The organism is Pseudoalteromonas sp. L23, from assembly GCF_021728455.1.
Lineage (GTDB): Bacteria > Pseudomonadota > Gammaproteobacteria > Enterobacterales > Alteromonadaceae > Pseudoalteromonas.
On the sequence record NZ_JAKKCW010000016.1, the window covers coordinates 17,766 to 41,818 of the forward strand.

Below are 24,053 nucleotides of genomic sequence, written 5' to 3' on the forward strand. Positions count from 1 at the left end.
GCAATGACAACAACCGAATAATAACTCTGCGTTCAATGGGGAAAACAGAATGAAAAACAAACCTTTGCTTATGCTACTCGGCGGCCTGACTGCGTGCTTTTGTGTCTCTGCTCAGGCGGAAGTGACCGCGAATATTGCGGCAAGCTCAAATTATTACTGGCGTGGTATCACCCAGACTGATGACGGCGCAGCGGTGTCTGGCGGCTTGGATTATAGCAATGAGTCAGGGTTTTATGCAGGCACTTGGGTCTCTAACATCGACTTTGGCGACTCCGCCAGTTACGAAATGGATCTGTACGTGGGTTACGCTGGAGAAATCAAGGGCATGAGTTTTGATTTCGGTTATATCCACTACGCCTATCCCGATGCCAGTGGAGATATTGATTTTGGCGAGATTTACGCCGCGCTTGGCTGGCAATACTTTACGTTTAAACTCAGCCACTTAGCTACAGCGCAAAGCGACTCAACCACAGAAGAAGACATGCTATATGCCGAAGTGTCGGCCAGCTTCCCCATTTTTAAAGACAGTGAATTAACTCTACATATTGGTCGCTCCAGCGGAGATACAGTGCTTGAGTGGACAGGAGAAGACGACGCTTATATGGATTACGGGGTGAGTTTATCTACGCAAGGCTTTACCTTCGGATTAGTAAAAACCGACCTAGACAGTAGCGACGATATCAAAGCATACGTAAGTTATGGATTAGATTTTAATCTGTGATGACCAAAGGTGAACGGCCCTGTGACAGCCGCATCACCTTATTTTTTACTTGCTGCAACACGTAGGGCCGAAAGGCCCTTTTTTTAATTCTTCAACATTCTGAGTTTGGAACATTAAAAACGTACTGTAATTCATTGCGAGAATTGTAAAAGTGAATTGTGCAACCTGTTACCTTACTGCTGTCTCCAGACTCTGGCGGAATTCCACCTGGATTACCAAACCGAGTCGCCGAACCATCCTTAAGTTTCAACTGTCCGAACTGACTTAATTTTTCTAGCTGGTATAAAACACACTCATTAGTAATTTCTTGCGGCCCATGAAGTGCTTGCAATAGCGTCGTAATTCTTTTCCCCCCAGCAACTCGCGAATGAGCTTTATTCAACTTCATACCCAACAAAGGTACATTTTCAGCATCCCAACCGATATGATCTATGCTCAACGCTAGCACATCACGAAATGAGCTAGACTCTTCATTTTCATAAAACGTCTTAGCATAAACTAGCGGTTGCTCATGTTCAGATATACTGACTGACACACTCGCTCCAAAATGAGATAGACTCACGGAACCTCCAGTGAAACGCGCGCCTTGATAAATCCTCTTATTAACATCAATACCGTCACCCATCCCAACTGTAATCTCAGCCAACGCAAGCTCCTCCAGTGCCATCATTTTTGAGGGGTCGAGCAAAGTTGCTAGCGCAGAATTTGATGGGCACGATTGTTCTGGCTGCTGAGCCTGGCTACGCACGTTTGACAAACCATAACGACTCACATTCTGACTTGAGGTAGTTGCTAGCACGTGCTTCATCTCTTCATAAAAACTGGCCGCCTCTGCAAAGACCTTTTTTTGCACTTCCGTTAACGAAAAGGCAGTCACTTTGACATCATAGGGTAAAAAATCTTCATGCGTAACCCAAAAACCGTAAGTCGTTCCACTTGCAGGGTGTACAAGAAAAACCTGTTTTTTTGCAGAAGTACACTGCATGTTTTCAGGGGTCATAGGCGCGCTAGGTTTTAATGGATAGCAGCTTTTTTGTGGTGCATAAGTTTTAGCCATCTTCTGAGCTTTACTTTCAGATGTACATAAGCTGCAAAACTGGCCTCGATAATCAGACGCACTCGAATTCGCAAATACAGGTCTGGTGGCCAATATGCACATCAAGAATAGCACCGCTGAGATTATACATTTCATTTATTTAACTCCTTTTTAGAAATGAAAGTACAAAATAATCAAAAGAAGAGACAATATACAAGTAGTTTGAGATAAGTATTAAAGTTCAAAAGTAGTGCTCTCAGCTACTGCCAAGCTATTTATGTTTACTAGGAAAAACTTCGCTATTTATTTGTTCTAATTGATAAATTTTTTAACAAACTACGATACCTGGGGTTTGAATGCAACTGATATTATAACTGGCTCAAATTTATTGCCGTGGTTTGCCCCAAATAACTTCAGGGCAAACTAATCGGTTATGGTACGCTATGCCCAGTAGACGCTGTCCAAATGCGATACCACTGCTCGCGACTCATGCTAAGTGACTGTGAAGCAAACGCGCTGGCAACTCGAGTGATATTTCCCGTTCCAAGCACAGTGGCAGGTTTCGATGGGTGCATGGCAAGCCATGCGTAGATCACTTGATCAATTTCAGTGCTACCAATCTCTTCACCCACTTGCTTTAGCACCGCTCGCAGGCGTTTGGCTTTTTCATCTTCACTGGAGAATATTCTCCCCCCTGCCAATGGCGACCACAGCATAGGGTTCATGCCTAGTTGTTGGCACTGATCAAGCGTGCCATCGTCAAGCGCTTTCATCTCATAAGGTGAAAACTCAATTTGGTTGGTCACTAAAGCGAAATCGAGTCTCGATTGCAATAAGGCAAGCTGGCTCGGTGTAAAGTTCGAGACCCCAAAATGCAGCACATCGCCGTTTTGTTTGAGGGTATTAAACGCATCGGCAACTTCATCAGCATCCATCAGATAATCCGGGCGATGGATCAACAACACATCTAACCTATCCGTGCCGAAATGCTTTAGTGACTGCTGCGCTTGGGCAATGATATGCGCCTTACTCGAATCATAGTGGTTCGCCTTTCCCACTAGTCCCAAGCTTGGAAATGCGGGCTTAATGCCACATTTAGTGATGATCCGAATGTGCTCTCGAATGCTAGGCTCAAGCGCTAAGGCTTTGCCAAACTCCGCCTCACACTGATACTCACCGTAAATATCAGCATGATCAGTATCGCGTATTCCAAGCTCAATCGCTTGCTTTAAAAAGCGTAAATTTTCTTGCGGCGTAATTTGCCAATCTAATAGCCGCCAAAACCCCAATACTAATGGGTCAAGTACGCGGGTGTTTGAGTTCATAACGTAATTCCTACTGTTGCAGCCACTTGCTTGGCTTTTTCGACAGCACTTTCAGCCGAATCTGAGCGCGCTAACGCCACACCCATTCTACGCTTGCCACTCACCTCGGGTTTACCAAACAAACGAATATCCGTTAGTGGCTCTGCAAGCGCTTGTGCAAGATTGTTGAACTGTAGCTGTGTTGATTCCCCTTCGACAAGGATCACGCTAGATGCCGATGGCCCATTAAAGTGAATGGTGGGGATAGGCAAACCTAAAATTGCCCGAGCATGCAGCGCAAACTCACTTAAGTCTTGCGAGATAAGCGTGACCATGCCGGTATCATGTGGCCTTGGTGAGACTTCGCTGAAGTAAACTTCATCACCCTTAATAAAGAGCTCAACGCCAAACAGACCCCGACCGCCCAGTGCTGCCGTGACTTTTTCAGCCATCGCTTTACTGCGCTCTAGCGCGAGTACTGACATCTGCTGCGGCTGCCAGCTTTGCTGATAATCACCGTCTTGTTGCACATGTCCAATTGGCTCACAAAAACTCGTACCATCGATATGGCGTACGGTTAGCAGCGTAATTTCGTAGTCAAAATCAACAAAACCTTCCACAATCACTCTGCCCTGACCTGCACGCCCACCTTCTTGAGCATAGTGCCAAGCCGCTTCGATATCCGCGGCACTTTTAATCACACTTTGCCCTTTACCTGACGAGCTCATGATAGGCTTAACCACACATGGCATGCCGATACGCGCGACAGCAGCATTAAAGTCTGCCAAGGTATCAACAAATTGGTAGGGTGAAGTAGCAAGTCCAAGCGTCTCAGCGGCAAGACGGCGGATCCCTTCACGGTTCATGGTCAGTTGAGTCGCTTTGGCGGTTGGCACCACCGTGTAACCTTTAGCCTCTAATTCCACCAACTTATCCGTCGCAATGGCTTCGATTTCCGGCACGATATAATCAGGTTGCTCTTGTTCAATAATCGCTTTGAGTTTTTCACCATCCAACATAGACAAGGTATAGCTGCGATCTGCCACTTGCATCGCTGGCGCATTGTCGTAGCGATCTAAGACAATCACTTCTGCACCTAAGCGCTTAAATTCGATAACGACTTCCTTTCCTAACTCGCCACCACCGCAGAGTAATACTTTGCAAGCAGTTGCCGAAAAGGGCGTGCCCAGAGGTTTGATTTTCATGATGATTCCTTGGTTGGTTTGATGCCCCATGGTAGCGACTTTTTGTCATATGCAAAAGCTGAGAAGACGGCAATTCAACTCGAAATCACAAAATACACATTTCAAACACATTCTTTACATATTGTACACAAAGAGCATTTTTATATTTAAAGGATTACTTCAATGACCGCCCAGTCTCCTATTGATTACAGCACTCAGCCGCAGATCTTATTAACGCAAGCATTCAGCCAATACGCCAATAAAGTTGCACTGATATTTAACGGTACGCAAGTCACCTATAAAGCACTTGAAGAGCAGGTAACACGAGTCGCCGCGAATATTCAGCAACAAGCGAATCTGAGCCAATCTCAATCGCCTTATGTGGCACTATATCTCGAGCGTGGCATTGATATGGTCGTGGGGATCTTAGCGGCAATCAAATCAGGACTGGGTTATATCCCTATTTCCACTGAGGCACCCAAAGCTCGCTGCGAGTTTATTCTTGAAGATAGCCAACCGGCGCTTATCGTCACCCATGGGCATTATCAAGCGCTGCCACAATTTGGCCATACACCTCAAGTGTTGATCGAATCTCCTGCAACGCAAGCCTTTGTTACTCCTGATTATAAAATGAGTGATATTGCCTATGTGATCTACACCTCGGGCACCACTGGCACGCCAAAAGGCGTAGAAGTACCTTACCAAAATTTACTTTATTTAGCCGAGTCACAAATTGGCCGCTTTGAACTAGACCAACTTGACCGCGTTATGATGTTTGCCTCTTATATTTTCGATGCCAGTGTATTTGAGCTGCTCGTGCATATCATGTTGGGCCAAACTGTATTTGTAACGACAGAAACCGAGCGACGTGATGCCAAAGCGCTAAGCCAATTGATCTCAAAAAATGCGATTCAATTTGGCGCTATCCCTCCTGCATTGCTGGCTTTGATGGACCCCCGTGATTTGCGCTCTATGCGCAAATTAATCGTCGCAGGAGAAACCCCAAATCTAGAAATGCTTTCTCGACTTTCAGAAGTCACGCGAGTGTTTAACGGTTATGGTCCTACCGAATATACCGTGTGCACCTGCGCCAATGAATATACCAATGCCGACTCCGAATTTAATATTGGTCAACCTTTTGTGAATACCAGACTTTATGTGCTAGATGAGCAATTGCAACAAGTAGCCAATGGCGCTATCGGTGAGCTCTATATTAGTGGTGCAGGTTTAGCAAAAGGATACTTAAACCGTCCTGAACTCACAAAATCTCGATTTATCGCCAACCCATATTATCAAGCAGAAGTCGATCCTGTGCACTTCGCTAGACTTTACAAAACTGGCGACTTAGTAAGTTTTGACGGTGATAATTATCATTTTGTTGGTCGTAATGACAACCAAATTAAGCTACGTGGATTTCGTATTGAGTTAGGTGAAATAGAAAAAGTTGTTGCCCAACATGAGGCTGTAAAACTTGCAAGCTGCCAAGTAGTACAACGAGGTAATGCTAAGTTCTTGGTAGCCTTTATCGTTCCTCATAGTGAACCTACAGCAGACCTTGGACAACACATCAGCCAGTTAGCAGAAAAGCTACTGCCAGACTATATGCTGCCTGATCACTATCAATGTTTAGACGCATTACCCATGACCGAAAACGGGAAGGTAGATAGCCGCGCACTCGCTAATTACGAATTAAGTAGCCAACAAGACCAACCGCAAGATCAGCTTAGCCAAGAACAACAAGCTTTTTTAGCGCAGTTTCAAGGTTTCTGTTTGCCAGGTCTTGGCTGGCAACAAGATTTTTTCCAACAAGGTGGAGACTCCATCTCCGCAATCAACCTTAGCAACCAGTTATTTCAGCAGCTCGGCTTAAGCGTGCCAACACATCTAATCTATCGCTATCGTAGTGCTGGACACGTATGGCAAGCAATGCAAACTCAACACTTTGAAACCATTGCGATTCCAAAGCGCGGTGCTGATTTTGAGGAAGTCGCCCCGCTATCACTGCAACAACGCGCGATTTGGTTTTTAGCCAAAGCCGATCCAAGCGATAAAGCCTATCATGCAAAGTGTACGATCACCTTCAGTGGCGATTTAAATGTACCTGCACTACAAGGTGCATTACAAGATATCGTTGATAACCATGCGATTTTCCGTACTAGCTACGACTTACATGAGCCGCTGCAGTATATTGCAAAGCACTACCAGCAAGATGTGCCTTACTTTGACTTTAGTGAGTATCAAGAAGCACAAGCATTAGCTGAGGTCGATAAACTCGTTAATGGTCATATGAATGATATTTTTGCGATTGACCAATTACCGCTGGCACGCTGGGCAATTGTAAAAATTAGCGAATATAAACATGTACTTATTCATATTGAACATCACTTAGTACATGATGGTTGGTCTTCTAACATCTTCCTTGATCACCTATTTAGTTGTTATAAACAGCGCTTGAATGGCGCAAGCCAAGGTACTTTGCCTGAGATCACACAATACGCCGATTACGCAGCCTATCAGCATCAATGGTTGGGAACAGAGCAAGCCGAGTTGCAACGTCAATTTTGGAAGGCACAACTTCAAGACGCACCGAGCCGTATTAACTTACCTGTTTCTCGTCTCGGCGAAACCGCAACCGAACGTGGTCGCGCACACCGAGTTAAACTGCCTCGTTCGCTATGGAACAATTTAAAAGCCTACAGCCAAGCGCATCAGATCACCCCATTCGCCGTTGCCCTTGCGGCATTAAATATTGTCCTTTCGCGCTTTAGTGGCGATCAGGATATTTGTATTGGTTCTGGCGTTGCAAACCGAGGCTACACCAATGTGGATGATACCATTGGTATGCTCGTCAGCACCGTAGTGGCGCGAGTACAGCAAACACCAGAAATGTCTGTTGAACAACTGGTACAGCATTGTTTTGAAGTCAGTAACGATATGCTGGCCAATCAAACCCTACCATTTACTGAAGTCGTCGCGGACGTAAACCCTGAGCGCATCAAAGGCGTCAATCCGTTATTCCAGATCTGTTTTAGCTTCCATGATTCACCACTCCCAGAGCTCACGCTTCCGGGATTAGATGATATTGAGTATTTCGAGGCAATCAGCAGTCAAGCGGCTAAGTTTGAGATTAATATCGTGGTGCTTACCCGTATGGGGCAAGATCAGGATGATTCGGTCACTATGTTATGGGAGTTTGACTTAAACCGCTACGATCCTTGGTTTATCGATGCCTTAAGTGACAACTTTAGTCATATTCTCGCGCAACTTATCAGCGTTGATGGGCAATTACCACTTGAGCAGTTGAGTTTACAAAACCATATTGAGCGCGATGTTCAAATAGCGCAGCACCAAAGCCAAGATTTGCTGTCACTATTTACGTATCACGCGCAGTCTCGCAACCAGCAAACTGCACTTATCACCAGTCAAACGGAGTTAAGCTATCAGGCGTTAAGTACTCGGTCAGACAGCCTTGCTGCACATATTCTTAAGCAGTATGGTACGCTTGAGTATATCGGCCTATACCTGCAGCCCGGCATTGACACAGTGGTTGCAATGCTCGCCATCATGAAAGCTGGTGCCGCTTATGTGCCGCTATCGCCAAGAGCGCCAACTGCCCGCAATGCTTTTATTATTGACGATGCTCAGCTCAAGTTAGTATTAACTAACACCATAAGTCAGCAAAGCTTGAGCGAAAATGAGCAATCAAATTGGCCACTGTTAAACTTGGATAATACATTCGCGCCTTGCGATATTGCACTTTGCCAACCGTCGCCTGATTCTGCAGCCTACATAATTTACACCTCAGGTACGACGGGCCAACCTAAGGGCGTTATTCAAAGCCATAAAAATGTTGCGCGCTTGCTATCTGCCAGTCAACCGCTTTACCACTTTAATAGCGAAGATACTTGGGTACTTTATCACGATACGATTTTTGACTTTAGTGTTTGGGAAATATGGGGAGCACTGTGTCATGGCGGTCGGTTGTTTATTCCAAGTTACGAAGAAGCAAGAGACAGTTTTGGTTTTGTAAAGCAGTGTGAGCAATTTGCTGTCACCGTGCTTAACCAAACTCCCAGTGCATTCTATAATTTTAGTGATGTTGCCATTTCTGCGGCGGCGTCGCTCGATAGCCTTAGCACTGTGATCTTTGGTGGTGAGCAGCTCAACTACGATAAACTGAGCCCTTGGTGGCAACGCTTTGGTCAGCGTATTCAATTGGTCAATATGTACGGTATTACTGAAACCACAGTACATGTCACCTATCAACCTTTACACCCTAACATGAATACCCAGATTGCTGACATTGGCGTGCCGCTCAATGATATGCAGGCTTGGGTGCTGGATAGTCAGTTACGTCCCGTACCTGTGGGTTGTCCTGGAGAGCTGTTTATCTCTGGTGCAGGTTTGGCGATTGGGTATTTGAACCAACCAGAGCTGAGCGCCACTCGCTTTTTCGAGCTAACGCTCAATGGCAAACTCACTCGCGTTTACAAAACTGGTGATAACGCCAGATTATTACCAAGCGGTCATTTAGAATACCTAGGTCGTTTGGATAACCAAGTGAAGATCAGGGGTCATCGTATCGAGCTTGGTGAAGTCGAATCCCAATTGCTCAGCTGTAGCGGTGTTAAAGAAGCAGCAGTGATCACCTATACACGCCAAAATCAAACGGCGTTAAGTGGCTATGCTGTAATGGAAAGCCATGCTTATTTTGACGCCGAACAGTTACTTAACCATCTACGAACGCAGCTGCCAGCATATATGGTACCGGATAGCATCACCCAACTCACGGCGATGCCACTCACCGTAAACGGAAAGCTAGATAGCAAAGCACTACCGCTACCGCAGATGTCATCATCAAACCAATACGCTGCGCCGCGCACAGCGCTTGAACAGACGCTTTGCCAAATTTGGCAAACCACATTAGAACTGGAACAAGTCGGTATCCATGATAATTTCTATCGTCTAGGTGGTAACTCCATCTTAGCAGTGCAGCTCGTGCGCAATGCCCATAAATGGCACCAGATTGCGATCCCGTTATCAGCGATCATTGCCAACCCATCGGTTGCGGCTCTGGCGCAATATCTAGACACCATAGAGCTGGGTGATATCACCCAATCTCAAGACGCACCTGCCACCACCTCTTCGCAGGTGATGGAGCTATAGTCATGGAGTTAACATCTTTACTGAACGACCTTCACGCGCAGCAGTTGCGCGTGTGGGTGTCTGAGCAAAATACCTTGGCACTGGGATATGAGGGTAACGTAGCGCCAACTTTGCTAACGGCACTCAAAGCGCATAAAGCTGAACTATTGGCGCTACTAAGCGCCCACCAGATCTGCTCCGAAGCAGCCTTTTTAAGTTGGCCATTATTAAAACCAGTGCCGCTTTCCAATGCCCAAGCAAGGTTGCTGTATGTAGACAAACGTGCACCAAAGTCCTGTGCTTATCATATTCCAATGCTGGTTGAGCTGAATGATCCAGCGCAGCAACAAGACATAATCTCGGCACTAGCACAGCTGCTTGTCCATCACCCTATCCTAACGAGTGTGATTGAAACCGATGCTGAGCATTTTAACTGCCGAGCAACCTTACAACCTCTTGCGGTCGAGTATCACCGAGCAACCACTTTGGCTCATGTACAAACACTGGTAAGAGAGCACATCCACACGCCGTTTGATCTCCATACTCAAGCTCCCTTTAGAGTCTGTATTATTGAGCTTGAGCAAAGGCGTTTTATGCTTTTCCTTTGGCATCATATCGTCTTTGATGCTTGGTCAATGCGAGTCATGTTGCGCGATCTGGTTAGCTTGCTACGAGGAGAAAGCATTAAGCCATTAAGCTATTTTGACTTTGCCAAGTGGCAACAAAGGCAAGAACAAAGCGCTGCACACAGTTATTGGCAAACGCAACTTGCAGGCGCTCATGCCACACAAATTGCACCGCTGTTTGCTACACAAGCACAAGAAACCGAATCGCTCACGCACTATTTTGCACTTTCACCACAGCAAAGTCAGGCATTGCGTGCCCTAGCAAAATCATTAAATACCACAGTGTACAGCGTGTTGCTTGCCCATTACTGTTATATTTTGGCACTTCATAGCGGTGAAACAGACATCGTGATTGGTGCGCCATCGGATAATCGAGATCACCCGCAAACGCAAGAAATGATTGGCTTTTTTGTCAACACCTTAGTGCTTAGAGTGAAGCTAGATTATCGCCAAAGTTTTGCCAGCCTCGTGCAGCAAGTTCATGAGACTGTGCGCGCCGCAAAACAATACCAAAGTTATCCTTATGATCAACAAGTTGCCTGTTTGAGTGAGGGAAAACACTCACCTCAGCCAAGCCTGATGTTTAGTGTACAGAGATTTGCCAGCGAGCTTATGGACGAGTTTGCGTTGCCATTTTCAGCGGTTGATGCTTTTACTAGTGAGTCTTTATACAACCCGATTAAATGTGACTTCCGCCTAGCATTTGATGATAGCAATACAAATTTACAAGGACAGGTAAATCTCGATCCCAATAAGTTTGATGATGCATTTGCACAGCAATTTGCCCACACCTATCAGCAATTATTGGTACAGCAGTTAGAGCACAGCGACGTCGCTCTTGAGCAATTATCAACTTCTCACCCAAGCACAAAGCCATCAGCAACCACCGTTAAGCAAACTTCAACCCTATCGCTATATCAACAATTTTTAGCCTGCGCCTCAGCAGCTCCAGATGCACCAGCATTACAAATCAACGATGAGGTTATTACTTACCAAACACTCGCTGCGCGTGTTCAGCACCTGACTGTGCAACTCCAAGCACAGTTAACCCACGAGCAAAACCCTGTTATCGCGCTGATATTTGAGCGCAGTCCAGAGATGATAGTCGCCATATTAGCAACGCTTGGAGCCGGTGCTGGATATTTACCCCTCAATCCAGAGCAAGGCCAAACACGTAGTGAGTTTATGTTGCAAGACAGTAGTGCCAACCTGCTACTTTGTCATCAAGCAACCTTGAATACAGCCATGTGTTTTAGCGCAATCACAGAGGTGCAAAACATTGACGAGTTAGCGCAACAACCAGCTCCTGTTTTCGATATAGATCAAGCGAACTCAACGTGTCATTCATCACTTGCATATATTATTTATACTTCTGGAAGCACCGGTAAACCAAAAGGCGTCATGGTAGAGCAGCGGCAAGTTCAGGCTTTGGTTCAAAGCGCAACTGCGGCTTACAATTTTAACTCAAGTGAAAAAACACTGAGTCTGGCTCCGTACTTTTTCGACGCGTCCGTAGAGCCACTCTTTTTAACGCTGCTCAACGGTGCTTGCTGGGTGATCATGAATGAGGCAAGTGCAAACTCGCCAGCTATGATAAGCGAAACTATCGTTAGCCAAAGGATCAGTCACTTAGTCACAGTTCCTGCATTTTTAAGTGCCATTGGTACGCCGCCCGAGCATCATGCACTACAGCGTGTGATCACCGGTGGCGAGCCTTGTGACCGTAATCTCATGGAGGCATGGACGCCTCTTCTTCATATTGAATATGGTCCGACCGAAACCACGGTAACCGCAACAGCAAACCACCAGCCGCTACAATCACGCTATTTCAATAATATTGGTGTACCACTGCCTCATGTTGATATTCAGATTGTTGATGCCAACCTCAAAGCGCTGCCACCCTTTTGTCAAGGAGAGATCCTTATTGGTGGCGCGAGTGTCGCACGAGGCTATATTAACCTTGCAGAGCAGACGGCGTCGCGCTTTATTAACTGGCACGGAACACGTATGTATCGCACGGGCGATCAGGCGCGGTATCTGGCAAACGGCGAGATCCAATTTTTAGGGCGTGCCGATGAGCAGGTAAAAATTCGTGGCTATCGCATCGAGCTACAAGAAATAGAGCACCTACTTAACCTGCATTCGCAAATCAACCAAGCTTGCGTCAAAGTACAGCAAAACAACCATCTCATTGCTTATTTCACTGGCGACCAAACCCTCTCTCACACCGAGATTGTGAAGTGGCTACAACCACAATTGCCAGATTATATGCTGCCAAGTGCCACATGTTGGCTCGAACAATTGCCTGTGCTCGCCTCTGGTAAAGTGGACAGCCGCAGCTTACCAAGCGTCGCTCTGGTATCACAGACACCATACCGAGCACCACGCACGTCATTAGAGCAACAGCTTTGTGCTCTATGGCAGACGCAACTTGAAGTTGAGCTAGTAGGTATTGATGATGACTTTTTTGCCTTAGGCGGCCATTCTCTTAGTGCAATGACATTAGTGGCTAAAATGCACTCTAGCTGTAACGTTAACATCAGTTTGAGTCAATTTTTGCAAAGCAAAACGATAGCGCAACTGGTATTACAACAAACTAGCAACGCCAGCGAGCCTTTAGCGGTCGCATCAACATCACAATCACTTGATGAACTCATCGTGCCAGCGCAGCAGCAAGCGATGCTCACCAGCGAGCAATTAGCAACACAATCAGGCGCTTTTCATATCCCCTTACAGCTTAAATGCCCAAGTGAGCTACAACAGCAAGCGTTACAACACGCAATCTATCAGCTGGTTGAGCGTCATGCTATTTTGCGCACCCGCTACACTCAACAGCAACAAGGTCGCTGGGCATATAAAGATGAGCAAGGCGTGCCAACATGCAAAACCCTCATAAACACGCCGCATAGTGAATTTATCGCTCAGACATTTGACCTTGAGAATGATGCGCCGCTACGGATCGGACTGTATCACCAAGATGATGAATTTGGGGTGTTACTGGTATTTCATCACATAGCCTTCGACGGCTGGTCGACACAAGTATTGTTGGATGAACTGAACACGCTGCTATCAGGACACACGCTTGCCCCAACCTCACTGCAATTTCGCGACTATGCATATTGGCAATCAACACAACAATACGACGATGCCACCGCATTTTGGCAGCAACACTTGATTGATATTGATGTCACCCCATGGCCAACCGATGAGCCAAGACAGGCTTTGTTTGATCACCAAGGTGAAGCATTCCCCTTTACCCTCTCGGCAACACTAACATGTGAGTTAAGGACGCTGGCAAAATCACATCAGGTATCTATGTACAACTTACTACTGTGCGCTTTTCAGCTCGCATTATGTGCATGGGATAGTCGTGAAAGTATTGTCGTTGGCTCCCCCACCGATAACCGCGACTCGGCATTTAAAGATACGCTAGGTTACTTTGTTAATACCTTACCGATGCCGCTGCGTGTCGACTTAAATAAGAGTTTTTCTGACTACCTAAGACAAAGCCAAACGCTGTTACTTGCGGCGAAATCTCACCAACAATTGCCGTTAGAGTCAATTGCCGCACAACTTGGATTGATCCGAGAGGTGGGTGTATCGCCACTGTTCCAAGTGTTTTTTACCTTTGATCAGTTCTCACTACCAACGGCGCAATATCAACATTTTGAAGTCGCCAGCGACACCGCCCAGCAAAACCAGTATCACCCAGCCAAGTTTGACTGGAATTTGGTGATTAAAGATATGCCAGAACAATTGATTGGTCAGCTCATTGTTGCTCGCAGTCGTTACCAGTCTTCCCGCTGCCAACAATTTGTGCACTTTTTTTGCCGTTATCTTGAAAATCTCTGTCAGTACAACGAGGAACCTTTACTACAATGCCCTTTGGTTAGTACTGAATATTTACAGCAAGTCATCTCAGAAACACGATTATCACAACCAAATGACGCTTTTTTAGTGCAATTTGCGAAGACAGTAGCAGCGTATCCAGCACGCACAGCATTAAGCTTCGCTGAGCAAACCGTGAGTTATCGCGAGCTAGACTTGTTTTCTGATCACTTAGCAGCACAGTTGATTGCAACCAATGACGAAGGCTCGCCAGTTGCACTTTATTTTGATAAAGGTATAGAAGCTCCCATAGCAATGCTAGCGGCGCTAAAAGCGGGCATGCCCTTTGTTTCACTCTCAGCTAATCATCCCGTTGCTCGTCGCCAAGAGATTATGGCAAAAGCGCAGGCAAAACTGCTCCTTAGCCGCACACCACTCAGCTGGAATGCATTGCCAACACTGACCTTTGATGTACAGACACTACAGCAAAGTGCTCAACTACGGCCATTCTCAGCCAACAATCATGCAACAGACAAGCTGGCTTACCTCATTTTTACTTCGGGGACGACGGGAGAACCAAAAGGGGCGATGCTGTCTTACCAAGGCCTTGCTAACCTCTGCACCGAGAAGCGCAACACCCATAAATTAGAGGGAAATACTCAGGTAGTCACTAGCCAATATGCTGAATATGTTTTTGATGCCTGTATTTGCGAGATATTCCCAGCCCTAGCTGCTGGCGCTAAACTGGAAATCATTCCAGAGCCAATACGCAAAGATCCACAACAGCTGTGCCGCTATCTCAAAGCTAAACAGGTCAACGTCGCATTTATTCCTACGGTATTTATCAATCAGTTTCCAAAGTGGATAGCGGATATTAACTTAACCGTATTGTATGCCGGTGGTTCTCGTTTAGACCCAGTCAGCCACAAGTTGGCAGAGTATCATTTCAATGAATATGGATTAAGTGAAACAAGTGTCACCGCAACACTTAGTGAAGTGTACCCCAATACACCTATCACTATTGGTAAGCCTATTCGTAACACTCGATGCTATGTGTTGGACCCTTTTATGCGGATTTTACCGGACGGTGCGTTGGGTGAGCTATACATCGCCGGTGATTGCGTCGGTTTGGGCTATTGGCAGGCACCAAAGCAAACGGCAAAACACTATATTGACTATCACCTTCGCTGTGAAAACAACCACTTTTCTGACGAAAAGCTCTACCGCAGCGGAGACTTAGTGCGTAAAAATCAGCAAGGTGAATTCGAGTTTGTTGCCAGAGCTGACAAACAGTGGGATTTACATGGTCACCGTGTTGAGCCAGGCGAAATTGAGTATAAACTCAAAGCGCATCCAGATGTTGACCACGCCGTTGCACACTTACATTTAAGTGAAACAGGCAAAGTGCTGTTGGGTTATGTCGTACTTAACGCTAACACTGAGTGTGATGTGAACGACCTTCGCCAATGGTTGAATCAACAGCTCCCAAGCTATATGCAGCTTGCTGCGATATCACAGATTGACGCACTTCCAATGACAGTAAATGGCAAACTTGATACCGCTCAGCTCATCATTCCAACGCTGCAAGATAGTATTACCTATATCGCGCCAGAAACGGAACTACAACAACAACTCGCCAATGCTTGGCGGCAAGTGCTTGAAGTCTCCGAGATTGGCCTACAACACGACTTTTTTGCTTTAGGTGGCTCATCGATACAGGCAGCACAAGTTACCGCTCTGTGTAGTCAAGCACTCGGCAACGAAGTTGCCGTTGCGACCTTACTGACTTACCCACAACTTGACGCATTTGCCACGCAAGTAGAACAACAGCTAAACGCGCTCGCCAGCAGCGAAGACTGCGAATTTGAAATGGAGTTATAACGCATGATCGAATCATTTATTTATGAACTAAAACAAAGTGGGATAAGCGTTTGGCAGCAAGAGGATAAATTAAAAATTGCTAGCAACGTGAATTTACAAGGCCAAGCCATCGTTGAGCAGCTAAAACAGAATAAGCCACAGTTGTTACGCTACCTCACAAGGCAAGGCATAGATAGCAAAGCTCGTTTTGATGAACTGTCTATCTTGCCATTGGAAACGCGATGCGCTCCGCTTACGCTTGGGCAGCAACAACTACTGTTTACGCAAGAAGTGAGCAACGCGGCAAGTACTTATCATATTCCATGCCTACTCAAAATCGCCAAGCACTGCGATATTGAAAAACTCACAGCAGCAATAGAACAACTGGTGATCCGTCACAGTGCGCTAGATATGGTTGTGGCCTATGATCACCAAGGAAAGACGATACAGCAGCCTGCCAATGAGGCGTTTATCGTGACGCATCATGAGCTTGGTAATCTAAACTTGCATGAGCAGTGCGAGCATTTCTTTAACGAGCCGTTTAGCTTACAGCATTCTCGACCATTTCGTGCCTATGTCATCACCTCAAAGGAGCAACAACATGTGTTTTTTGTCTGGCATCATATCGCCTTTGACGGATGGTCTTTGGGACTGTTTTTACAAGAATTGACATCACTCTATGAGGGAGAAAATCGACCTCTGAGTCTACAATTTAGTGATTATGCTTATTATATGGCAACACCCGGCCAACGTGAACGACAAGCAACAAGTCAACGTTATTGGCAAACTCAATTGGCTGATTACGAACCATTAAAACTTGCGCAAACTCAGTCGCGCCCAGCCACCTTTGATCATCGCGGCGCGATACAGAGCATTGTACTAGATGAAAGTACGACGCTAAAGTTACAACAAACAGCGAAAACGCACCGCATTAGTATTAATACACTTGGGCTTGCGGCTTGGTATCACACCCTTGCGCTGCTCAGTCATCAACGTCAATTTGTTGTTGGTATTCCAAGCGAGAACCGTCCAACGGCACTGCAGCAAAACATACTTGGATATTTTGTTAACTCATTGCCGATTAAAGCGGATATCGACATGACGATGTTACTTGAGCGCTGGTTCACTCAAGTTAATCAAGTCGTTAATCAAGCCAAGCAACATCAGGCCTTACCGTTTGAGGCCATTAAGAATAGCTTAGACGTGCCGCTCGACACTAGCATGCACCCGATATTTCAAACGTTGTTTAGCAGTAGTCAGTTTGCCCCTGAGCAACATCATACCTTATGGCAAAGCGTTGACCTTGATCTTACCCAGCAGTGCCAAGCGAAGTTTGATTTAACGTTACACTTGAGCGCAGGGAAAACCACAGAGTTGGGGTTAACTTATGCCACGGCACTTTTTTCCAGTTCATACGCGCAGCAGATCCTCGAGTTATATCAAACGGTTTTACAGGCATATCTAACAGCTGAAAACGCCCAACAGCCTCTCTATAGCCTACCTTTATTGAGTAACACGGCGCAGCAAAAACAATATCAATTAAGTGGAATGCAACACGCCTATCCGAGCGTGGCAAGTATCACCGACCAGTTTGCTGAAGTAGTAGCACGCTATCCAGATAAAGCTGCTATCAGTAATCGCCATCAAACCTTGAGCTACCAAGAGCTTGATAACCAAGCCAAGCAACTTGCCAATGCTATCTTGGCAGTCTGCCCTGAACCCAAAGTCGTCGCACTCTACATGCGAAACGACATTGAGTTTGTGATTGCCATGTTGGCGGTACTAAAAATCGGCGCGGCATACACAACACTATCGCTCAAAGACCCAGTGGCGCGTCATCAATATCAACTGAGTGATAGTAATGCCGATGTAATTGTCACCTTGCATGAACATAGCCAAACATTGGCAACACTCAACCACAACAATATCGCTGAAGTTTTCTATGATACAAGTCTGGCAGATACTGATATCACGGCGAATTTTGAGCCTATGTACATCGCACCTAGCGAAGTCGCGACGATTATTTATACCTCAGGTACGACAGGAAACCCTAAAGGCACATTGCTCTCTCACGCCGCAATTAGCTCTTTGGCACTCGATAATCATAGTTACCAGCATCAGCCCCAAGATAGCTTTATTCAACTCGCAAACCCAGCTTTTGATGCCACTCTATTTGAGATATGGAGCGCATTACTCAACGGTGCAGAGGTGCACTTAGGCTATCAGGACAGCCTTAATTCTGCAGCGCAGCTCAGTGCAACATTACAGACGTTGAATATCACTTCAATGTTTCTAACCCGCTCACTGTTCGACACTTTGTTGCTGCAAGACGAGCATATTTTCGCTTCTCTGACTCATTTACTCGTGGGTGGTGAAGCATTAACAGAGTCGATGGTAAATAAATTGCTGGCGTCCACATCTTGTCCAAAACACTTTATCAATGGTTATGGCCCGACTGAGTGCACCACATTTACCACAGTGCAAACGATGTCTAAACAGCAGTCTGAGATAGCAATCGGCAAGCCAATCCCAGGGCGAGCAGTGGCTGTAGTCGGTCACAATAACGAATTACTGCCACTTGGCTGTCCCGGCGAGTTAGTGGTTTGTGGACATGGCGTGGCTGCACGTTACCTCAATCACCCAACACTCAACAGCGAAAAGTTTGTATCCCTAAATCTGTTTGGCTCAATGCAAAAGTACTATCGCACGGGCGACTTAGTATATTGGAATGCACAACAGCAACTGTGTTATATCAACCGTGGCGACCAACAAGTCAAAGTACGAGGCTTTAGAATTGAGTTGGCAGAGATTGAGCATCACCTTAATCAGCTGGCGGATATAGATAGCTGTGCGGTTATTGCCAAAAAGCAGCAGGCTCAGACCTTGCTGCATGCATATTTGGTCATCAAACCAGCGGCCGATCAAGCTGCGGCACTCAGCCACTGTAAAACTCAGCTTACCAAGTTACTTCCTAGTTATATGATGCCACATAGCTTCACTGTCCTTTCGGCGTTACCGTTAACGCTCAACGGCAAACTCGACAAAACTAAGTTGCCAGAACCTGAGCTAAAGCAGCATCAACTCGTCGTGCCACAAACCAACACAGAGAAGGAAGTGCAGGCCATTTGGCAGGATGTTTTAGGCCAGAGTCCACTTTGTTGTGTGACGGCAGTGACTGAGCAAGGTGCCGACTCCATTAGTTTATTAAGCTTTTGTGGTGCAGCAAGCAAGCGTAATTGGCAGCTAACCCCACAACTTATCCTTGAACATCTATCAGTGCAGCAACTGGCAAGATTTATTGATAATCAGACCCGACTTGATTTTGCCACCATGAGTGAAGATCAAGCAATTGACGCTGCGCTTGCCCATGAGCATTTCGCTCCTTCACGTTTTTTTAATGCACCGCAGGGTGAGTTTCTGCTTCACCTCATGCCCGCAGCAGCAACCGCAGATAGCTTTGCACCTCTGTGTGAAAAACTCGCGCCCGACCTGCGCATTCACGCATTAGAAAATATCAAACTGTTCACAGGCAAACACATCAGCTTGCATACTATGGTGCGCTATTATGCTCAGCGTATTACAGAGATATCGCCAACTGGTCCACTTTACTTGGGCGGCTTTTGTGAAGGTGCGGCATTGTCACTGGAAGTGGCGCGTTACTTGGCCGAAATGGGTAGAGAAATTGTCCATTGCTTTTTGATTGACCCCGTCTTACCAAGGCTTACTTCAACAGCGCGTCAGGCCGCTGAAGAAGAGTATATTCGCTCGCAAGACGATGACGCTAAACCCATCGCTCGAGCATTTTTAGACTTTACTCAATACTTTCAAAGCGCGACGGCGTTTACCTTCCCTGTGAGCTTCTTTATCGCCGATCATGTCAGTGATGAGGCCATTCCACTTCCGGCACTGAGGTTGATCCATCAAGTGGAAGACATACCTGCGCTGTATAAGCGGACATTTGCAAGTGACAGAAATGGTTTTGAAAATTTACTTGCCAATGCAGACTATATTGCGCTTGAAAGTGCACACGATGAAATCATGACCGACGCTAAAGACTTATCCATCATCGCGTCACACATTAATGCGTTAATGCAACAAACGAATAGCGCCGCAACCACTGTGGAGCAACGCGCATGACTCGTTCACAATTTGCTACACGATACGGCATCCACCTTGGGTTAACTATGTTTGCCAGTATGCTGGTGCTCCCTATTTTTACGCCTTACATGCTGAACTTAGGTCTAGCATTGCAAGATGTGGCCTTAGCTATGGTGGTCATGGCTATCACTATCGTGGTGTGTGAAGTACCAAGTGGCATTGCGGCAGATGCCATTGGTCGCCGCAAAGTATTTTTAGTTTCTTTAGTGTTTGCCGCTGTATGCAACTTACTTTTATTGTTGAGTGAAGACTTTTGGCACGTCTGCTTAGCCATGGCATGTTGGGGATTAAGTCAGGCATCGTTAACTGGCACGCTCAACGCATGGTTTGTTGAAACTTATCAAAAGCTTGAAGGAGACGAACCACTGAATAAAGGGTTCGGTAAAGTGTATGGTATTGGCTATCTTATCGGCGCCAGTGCCGCTTTATTTGCCGCCCTCTTTTTGGCGTTTGCGACTAGCCCAACACAACAGCTCAACCACTTGTATCAAGCCTTAATCTTGGTTTCGATAGCGGTATTGTGTGTGGTATTTGCATGTACTTTTGTCGTGGTGAAAGAGTCAACGAGACCTCAGCAAGAGGTGGTTGAGAAAGGACCGATTAGCCAAGCTAAGGCCATGCTGGCAACTTGTAAGCAAAGTGGTATGCAAAGGCTGCTGTTGGTGATTGTTTTTGCAATTCCTGTTGCCAGTAGCATAGAGAAGTTTTGGCCTGCTCTAGCAGAGCGCTATAGTAGTGCACCAGTTGACTCTATTGCGTGGATATTCCCAGCAATGATGGCGGCTGGGTTTGTATTAAATGGCGTCGCTGCAGCTATCAGCGCTCCGATCTGCTCTCTATTTGGCCAACGCTTAGGGTATGTCATGGCGTTCGCTCATTTCGCCAAATTAGCCTTTGTGCTGTTACTTGCTTGGGTTACGTCACTACCATTACTGATTGTAGCTCTGCTGTGCTTTTATTTTTGTATGGGACTAGCGCAACCAGCACAACTGCAACTACAACATCAACTGAGTAGCGATAACGTGCGAGCCAGTGTGGAGTCAATAATGTCACTGACCACTCGCTTTGGTGGCTTGCTCGGCTCTGCATTAACCGCTTTACTGTTGGGCTACGTCAGCCTGACTATCAGCTGGATAATATTAGGCGCAATTTCACTCGTTGCTATCATGCTGTGCTGCTCGAGCACAATCAATCAACCGGAAGCTGAGCTCGTTGCTGCGCAGTCGTAACAGACTACGCAGCGATGTACATAAAAGCGAGAAGCTAATCTATCGCAACTTTGCCATGCCAAGGAGTATGGCTTTTCAGCTGCAGCGTAAGTTCATCGCCATGCGCTAGGCTCCCTACCCCTTTTGGCGTTCCTGTTAAGACAATATCTCCTGGCTGAAGCGTAAAGTAACGAGCAATGTCCTTTAGCAACTCAGCGATTGGAAAAATCATTAAGCTAGAGTCGCCATGTTGTTTAAGCTCTCCATTTTGCCAAAAACGATATTCAATACTCTCAGAAAAGGTGTTTTCATCGCATGGTACAAAAGGCGTCATTGGGCAACTATTATCATAGGCCTTTGCCCGCTCCCATGGGTGCCCTTGTGCTTTTAGCTCACTTTGTAAGTCTCGTAATGTCAAATCGAGTGCCAGCCCAATTCCAGCGATATGCTTGAGAGGCGCTGGGGTTTTTGCATCAATTTTGGTGCCTACCAATAGTGCAAGCTCGGCCTCATAATGATGTTCGCCAAGTGCGGCGTCCAACTTCATTTCATTATTAAATGGTACTAAGCTCGTTGCTGGTTTAATAAACAACAGCGGACTGCTTGGAATAGGGTTATCTAGCTCTTTGGCGTGCGCTACGTAGTTTCTACCAACACAAACGATTTTCCCCGCTGGTAGACTTATTTTATTGTTTTCATTATCAATATGTTGATACATTTCACCCTCTCTGTACGGCCACAAGCTTTAGTTATGGAGCGTACCATAACCAAAGCGTTGAGCTAGCAAGTTATCATATAAACGGTATTATTCCGGTTTACAGACCCAGCGCACCATATCCTTAATTGAGGGTTCCTTGCCATACATCACCATGCCCGCTTTAAACAATCGCCCCGCAGCAACACGGATAAGGTAGCAACCAAGTAATGCGCTGACCAACGCGCATAACACTTGCCAAATGGGTACTTCAATTAACGCCATTTTTACTGGCATCACCACAAATGCGGTAAGCGGGAAAAGACTCAAAATATCCACGGCAAGGCTGCTAGGACTATCAACAATCATAAACGCGATAACAATTGGCAATATAGGGATCATCATAAATCCTGTCTTGCCACTATGGTTAGGATCGTCAATAGCTGCGGCTATTGCTGCCATAAAGGCTGTTGCCATATAAAGACCTACTATCGCAAACAGGGTAAACCAAGGCAACATTGCAAAGTCTATCATCGTAAAGTCCAAGGCTTCGTTTTTTACAACGACTTGTATAAAAGCCATCGCCAACAAAAATGAAAATAACGTACTTAACATAGCCTTTAGACAATGGAGCATTTGACCAAATATTTTGCCGTCAATCCAAGTTTGCGCATTCATACAAGAATATAATTGCTCGGTAACACGCTGCTGCTTTTCTCCGGTGATAGACACGAAGATCTGTCCAAATGACGTAAAAATACCGATGAGCATCAATAGCATCACGCCAAATGCTGTCATCGAAGACTGGTTGTGTGCCTCCTTAACCGCATCCTTGGTGTATTGATTGGAAACGGTCACAGGTTGCTGTAACAAGGCGAGCTGAGCGGCAGATAAATTAAAGCTCTGTGCGAGTTCGTTGCTGTAAAACTGCTTAAGCGCTACCTCAACTTCATTCTGCCAAGACATTTTACCTGTGGTAATCAGTTCAAACTGTAACGCCTCACCCGCTTGGGCTTGAAGTATCAAAATACCGTCAATTTCCTCTTGTTCTAACTGAGTCAGAAGCTCAGCTTTTGAAGCATCAACTCGCTTTAGAAGCAAAGGCTCAGGTAGCTGAGTTAAGTTCATGGCGGATGGTGTTGCGATAACATATTGCTCAGGTTCAAAAAACGAAGTGCTTTGCCAAAAATAGATAAGCAAACCTATCGCCAGCATAATTGCTTTACCGATCAACTCCTGCTTGAGTTTAAAAAAGTACATAAACTCCCATTTGGTCACTTGCAGTATCTGTTGCAGTTTATGAGACATGGGCATTCTCCTGAGATTGCACTTTGCCTTGATGAGACTCGATTGCTTTAAGATAGAGTTGATGCAAGTCCATCGTTTTGGTTTCTATTCCTTGCAAAGTCGTTGATTTAGACAAATCGGCGAGCAGCAAATTAAGCTCTGAGGAGTCACTCAACTCAAACTTAATTTTATTCTGACTTAATTGAGTACACGCAACCTTGTAGTTACCTAAATTGAGCTCTGTGTAGTTCGTTGCCTCACTGAAGCTCACTGTGATATCGATGCCAACACCAACGTCCTGTTTTATTTCGGCTAACGTGCCATAAAGCACGGCTTGCCCGTGATTCATTAACAGCATTCGATCGGCAAGCTTTTCCACCATCGCCATCTGATGTGCGCTTAAAATAACCGTCATGCCTTGTGCTTTTAACGCTTCTAAAAACACCACCACCTTTTCTTGGTTGATGGGATCAAGACCAGAGAAAGGCTCATCGAGCAATACAACCTTGGGTTTGTGCAATACTGCCGATATTAACTGTACTTTTTGCTGATTGCCTTTTGACAACGATTTCAACCGCTCATGCGCTCTATCACTTAAGTCAAACTGCGTTAGCCAAGACTCAATCTGTGCTAGCGCTGCGTTTTTCTCAACACCGCGTAGCTTGGCAAAATAGAGCAAATTCTGCTGCACGGTTTTTTCAGCGTAAAGCCCTCTATCTTCTGGGAGATAACCTAAACTTTGATGAGGGATTGATTGATATGCTTGCCCATCAATATTCACAGCGATTGTGCCGCTATCTGGATAGGTAAATCCAACCAACATTCTCACGAGAGATGATTTACCCGCACCATTGGGGCCTAGTAATGCAAAGATCTCACCTTGTTTAACGCTAAAACTTAGATTGTCTACTGCTTTTACCGAAACATATTGCTTCGACACCCCTGTTACTTGCAATAAATCTGGCATAACTTTCCTTTAAAAACGAATGAGGGCTTTCGAAA

At 45.8% G+C, this 24,053-nt stretch carries 11 protein-coding genes; 5 read left to right on the top strand and 6 right to left on the bottom strand.

All coding sequences use genetic code 11. From position 1 onward, the window contains the following. Positions 1-49 precede the first annotated feature (49 nt). Entirely contained in the window at positions 50-721 is a 672-nt protein-coding gene (locus L3V43_RS20030) for a TorF family putative porin (RefSeq protein ID WP_237117255.1), read from the top strand. Positions 722-812: 91 nt separating this feature from the next. On the opposite strand, the gene L3V43_RS20035 is transcribed toward L3V43_RS20030, so the two are convergent. From L3V43_RS20035 to purT, 3 genes are all read right to left on the bottom strand, one after another. Then, a complete protein-coding gene (locus L3V43_RS20035; protein WP_237117256.1) occupies positions 813-1,778 on the bottom strand; it encodes a hypothetical protein in 966 nt (321 codons plus the stop codon). 410 nt (positions 1,779-2,188) lie between these two features. Further along, a complete protein-coding gene (locus L3V43_RS20040; protein WP_237117257.1) occupies positions 2,189-3,082 on the bottom strand; it encodes an aldo/keto reductase in 894 nt (297 codons plus the stop codon). Continuing rightward, positions 3,079-4,266 (bottom strand): formate-dependent phosphoribosylglycinamide formyltransferase, encoded by a 1,188-nt coding sequence (purT, locus tag L3V43_RS20045; protein ID WP_237117258.1) that lies wholly within the window; start codon positions 4,264-4,266, stop codon positions 3,079-3,081. The genes L3V43_RS20040 and purT overlap by 4 nt, the downstream gene beginning before the upstream one ends. A 162-nt stretch (positions 4,267-4,428) precedes the next feature. Between purT and L3V43_RS20050 the strand changes: the two genes are divergently transcribed. The 4 genes from L3V43_RS20050 to L3V43_RS20065 are packed head-to-tail and all read left to right on the top strand — an operon-like array spanning position 4,429 to position 21,091. Beyond that, a complete protein-coding gene (locus tag L3V43_RS20050; protein ID WP_237117259.1) occupies positions 4,429-9,411 on the top strand; it encodes a non-ribosomal peptide synthetase in 4,983 nt (1,660 codons plus the stop codon). Between the two features lie 2 nt (positions 9,412-9,413). Further along, complete coding sequence (locus L3V43_RS20055; RefSeq protein ID WP_237117260.1) at positions 9,414-15,725, top strand: non-ribosomal peptide synthetase; 6,312 nt, start codon at positions 9,414-9,416, stop codon at positions 15,723-15,725. Positions 15,726-15,728: 3 nt separating this feature from the next. Further along, the gene (locus L3V43_RS20060; protein ID WP_237117261.1) at positions 15,729-19,841 is read left to right on the top strand and encodes an amino acid adenylation domain-containing protein; all 4,113 of its coding nucleotides are present in this window, start codon (positions 15,729-15,731) and stop codon (positions 19,839-19,841) included. After that, entirely contained in the window at positions 19,838-21,091 is a 1,254-nt protein-coding gene (locus L3V43_RS20065) for an MFS transporter (RefSeq protein WP_237117262.1), read from the top strand. The genes L3V43_RS20060 and L3V43_RS20065 overlap by 4 nt, the downstream gene beginning before the upstream one ends. Before the next feature lie 34 nt (positions 21,092-21,125). On the opposite strand, the gene L3V43_RS20070 is transcribed toward L3V43_RS20065, so the two are convergent. The 3 genes from L3V43_RS20070 to L3V43_RS20080 all read right to left on the bottom strand — a co-directional run bounded on the left by L3V43_RS20070 (position 21,126) and on the right by L3V43_RS20080 (position 24,018). Next, positions 21,126-21,788, bottom strand: coding sequence for a fumarylacetoacetate hydrolase family protein (locus L3V43_RS20070; protein WP_237117263.1), 663 nt, complete (start codon positions 21,786-21,788; stop codon positions 21,126-21,128). 87 nt (positions 21,789-21,875) lie between these two features. Next, positions 21,876-23,072, bottom strand: a complete 1,197-nt coding sequence (locus L3V43_RS20075; protein ID WP_237117264.1) for an ABC transporter permease — start codon at positions 23,070-23,072, stop codon at positions 21,876-21,878. Next, positions 23,062-24,018 carry an ATP-binding cassette domain-containing protein gene (locus tag L3V43_RS20080; RefSeq protein WP_237117265.1) on the bottom strand — a complete coding sequence of 319 codons (957 nt, stop codon included), beginning with the start codon at positions 24,016-24,018 and terminating at the stop codon, positions 23,062-23,064. The genes L3V43_RS20075 and L3V43_RS20080 overlap by 11 nt, the downstream gene beginning before the upstream one ends. Between the last annotated feature and the right edge of the window lie 35 nt (positions 24,019-24,053).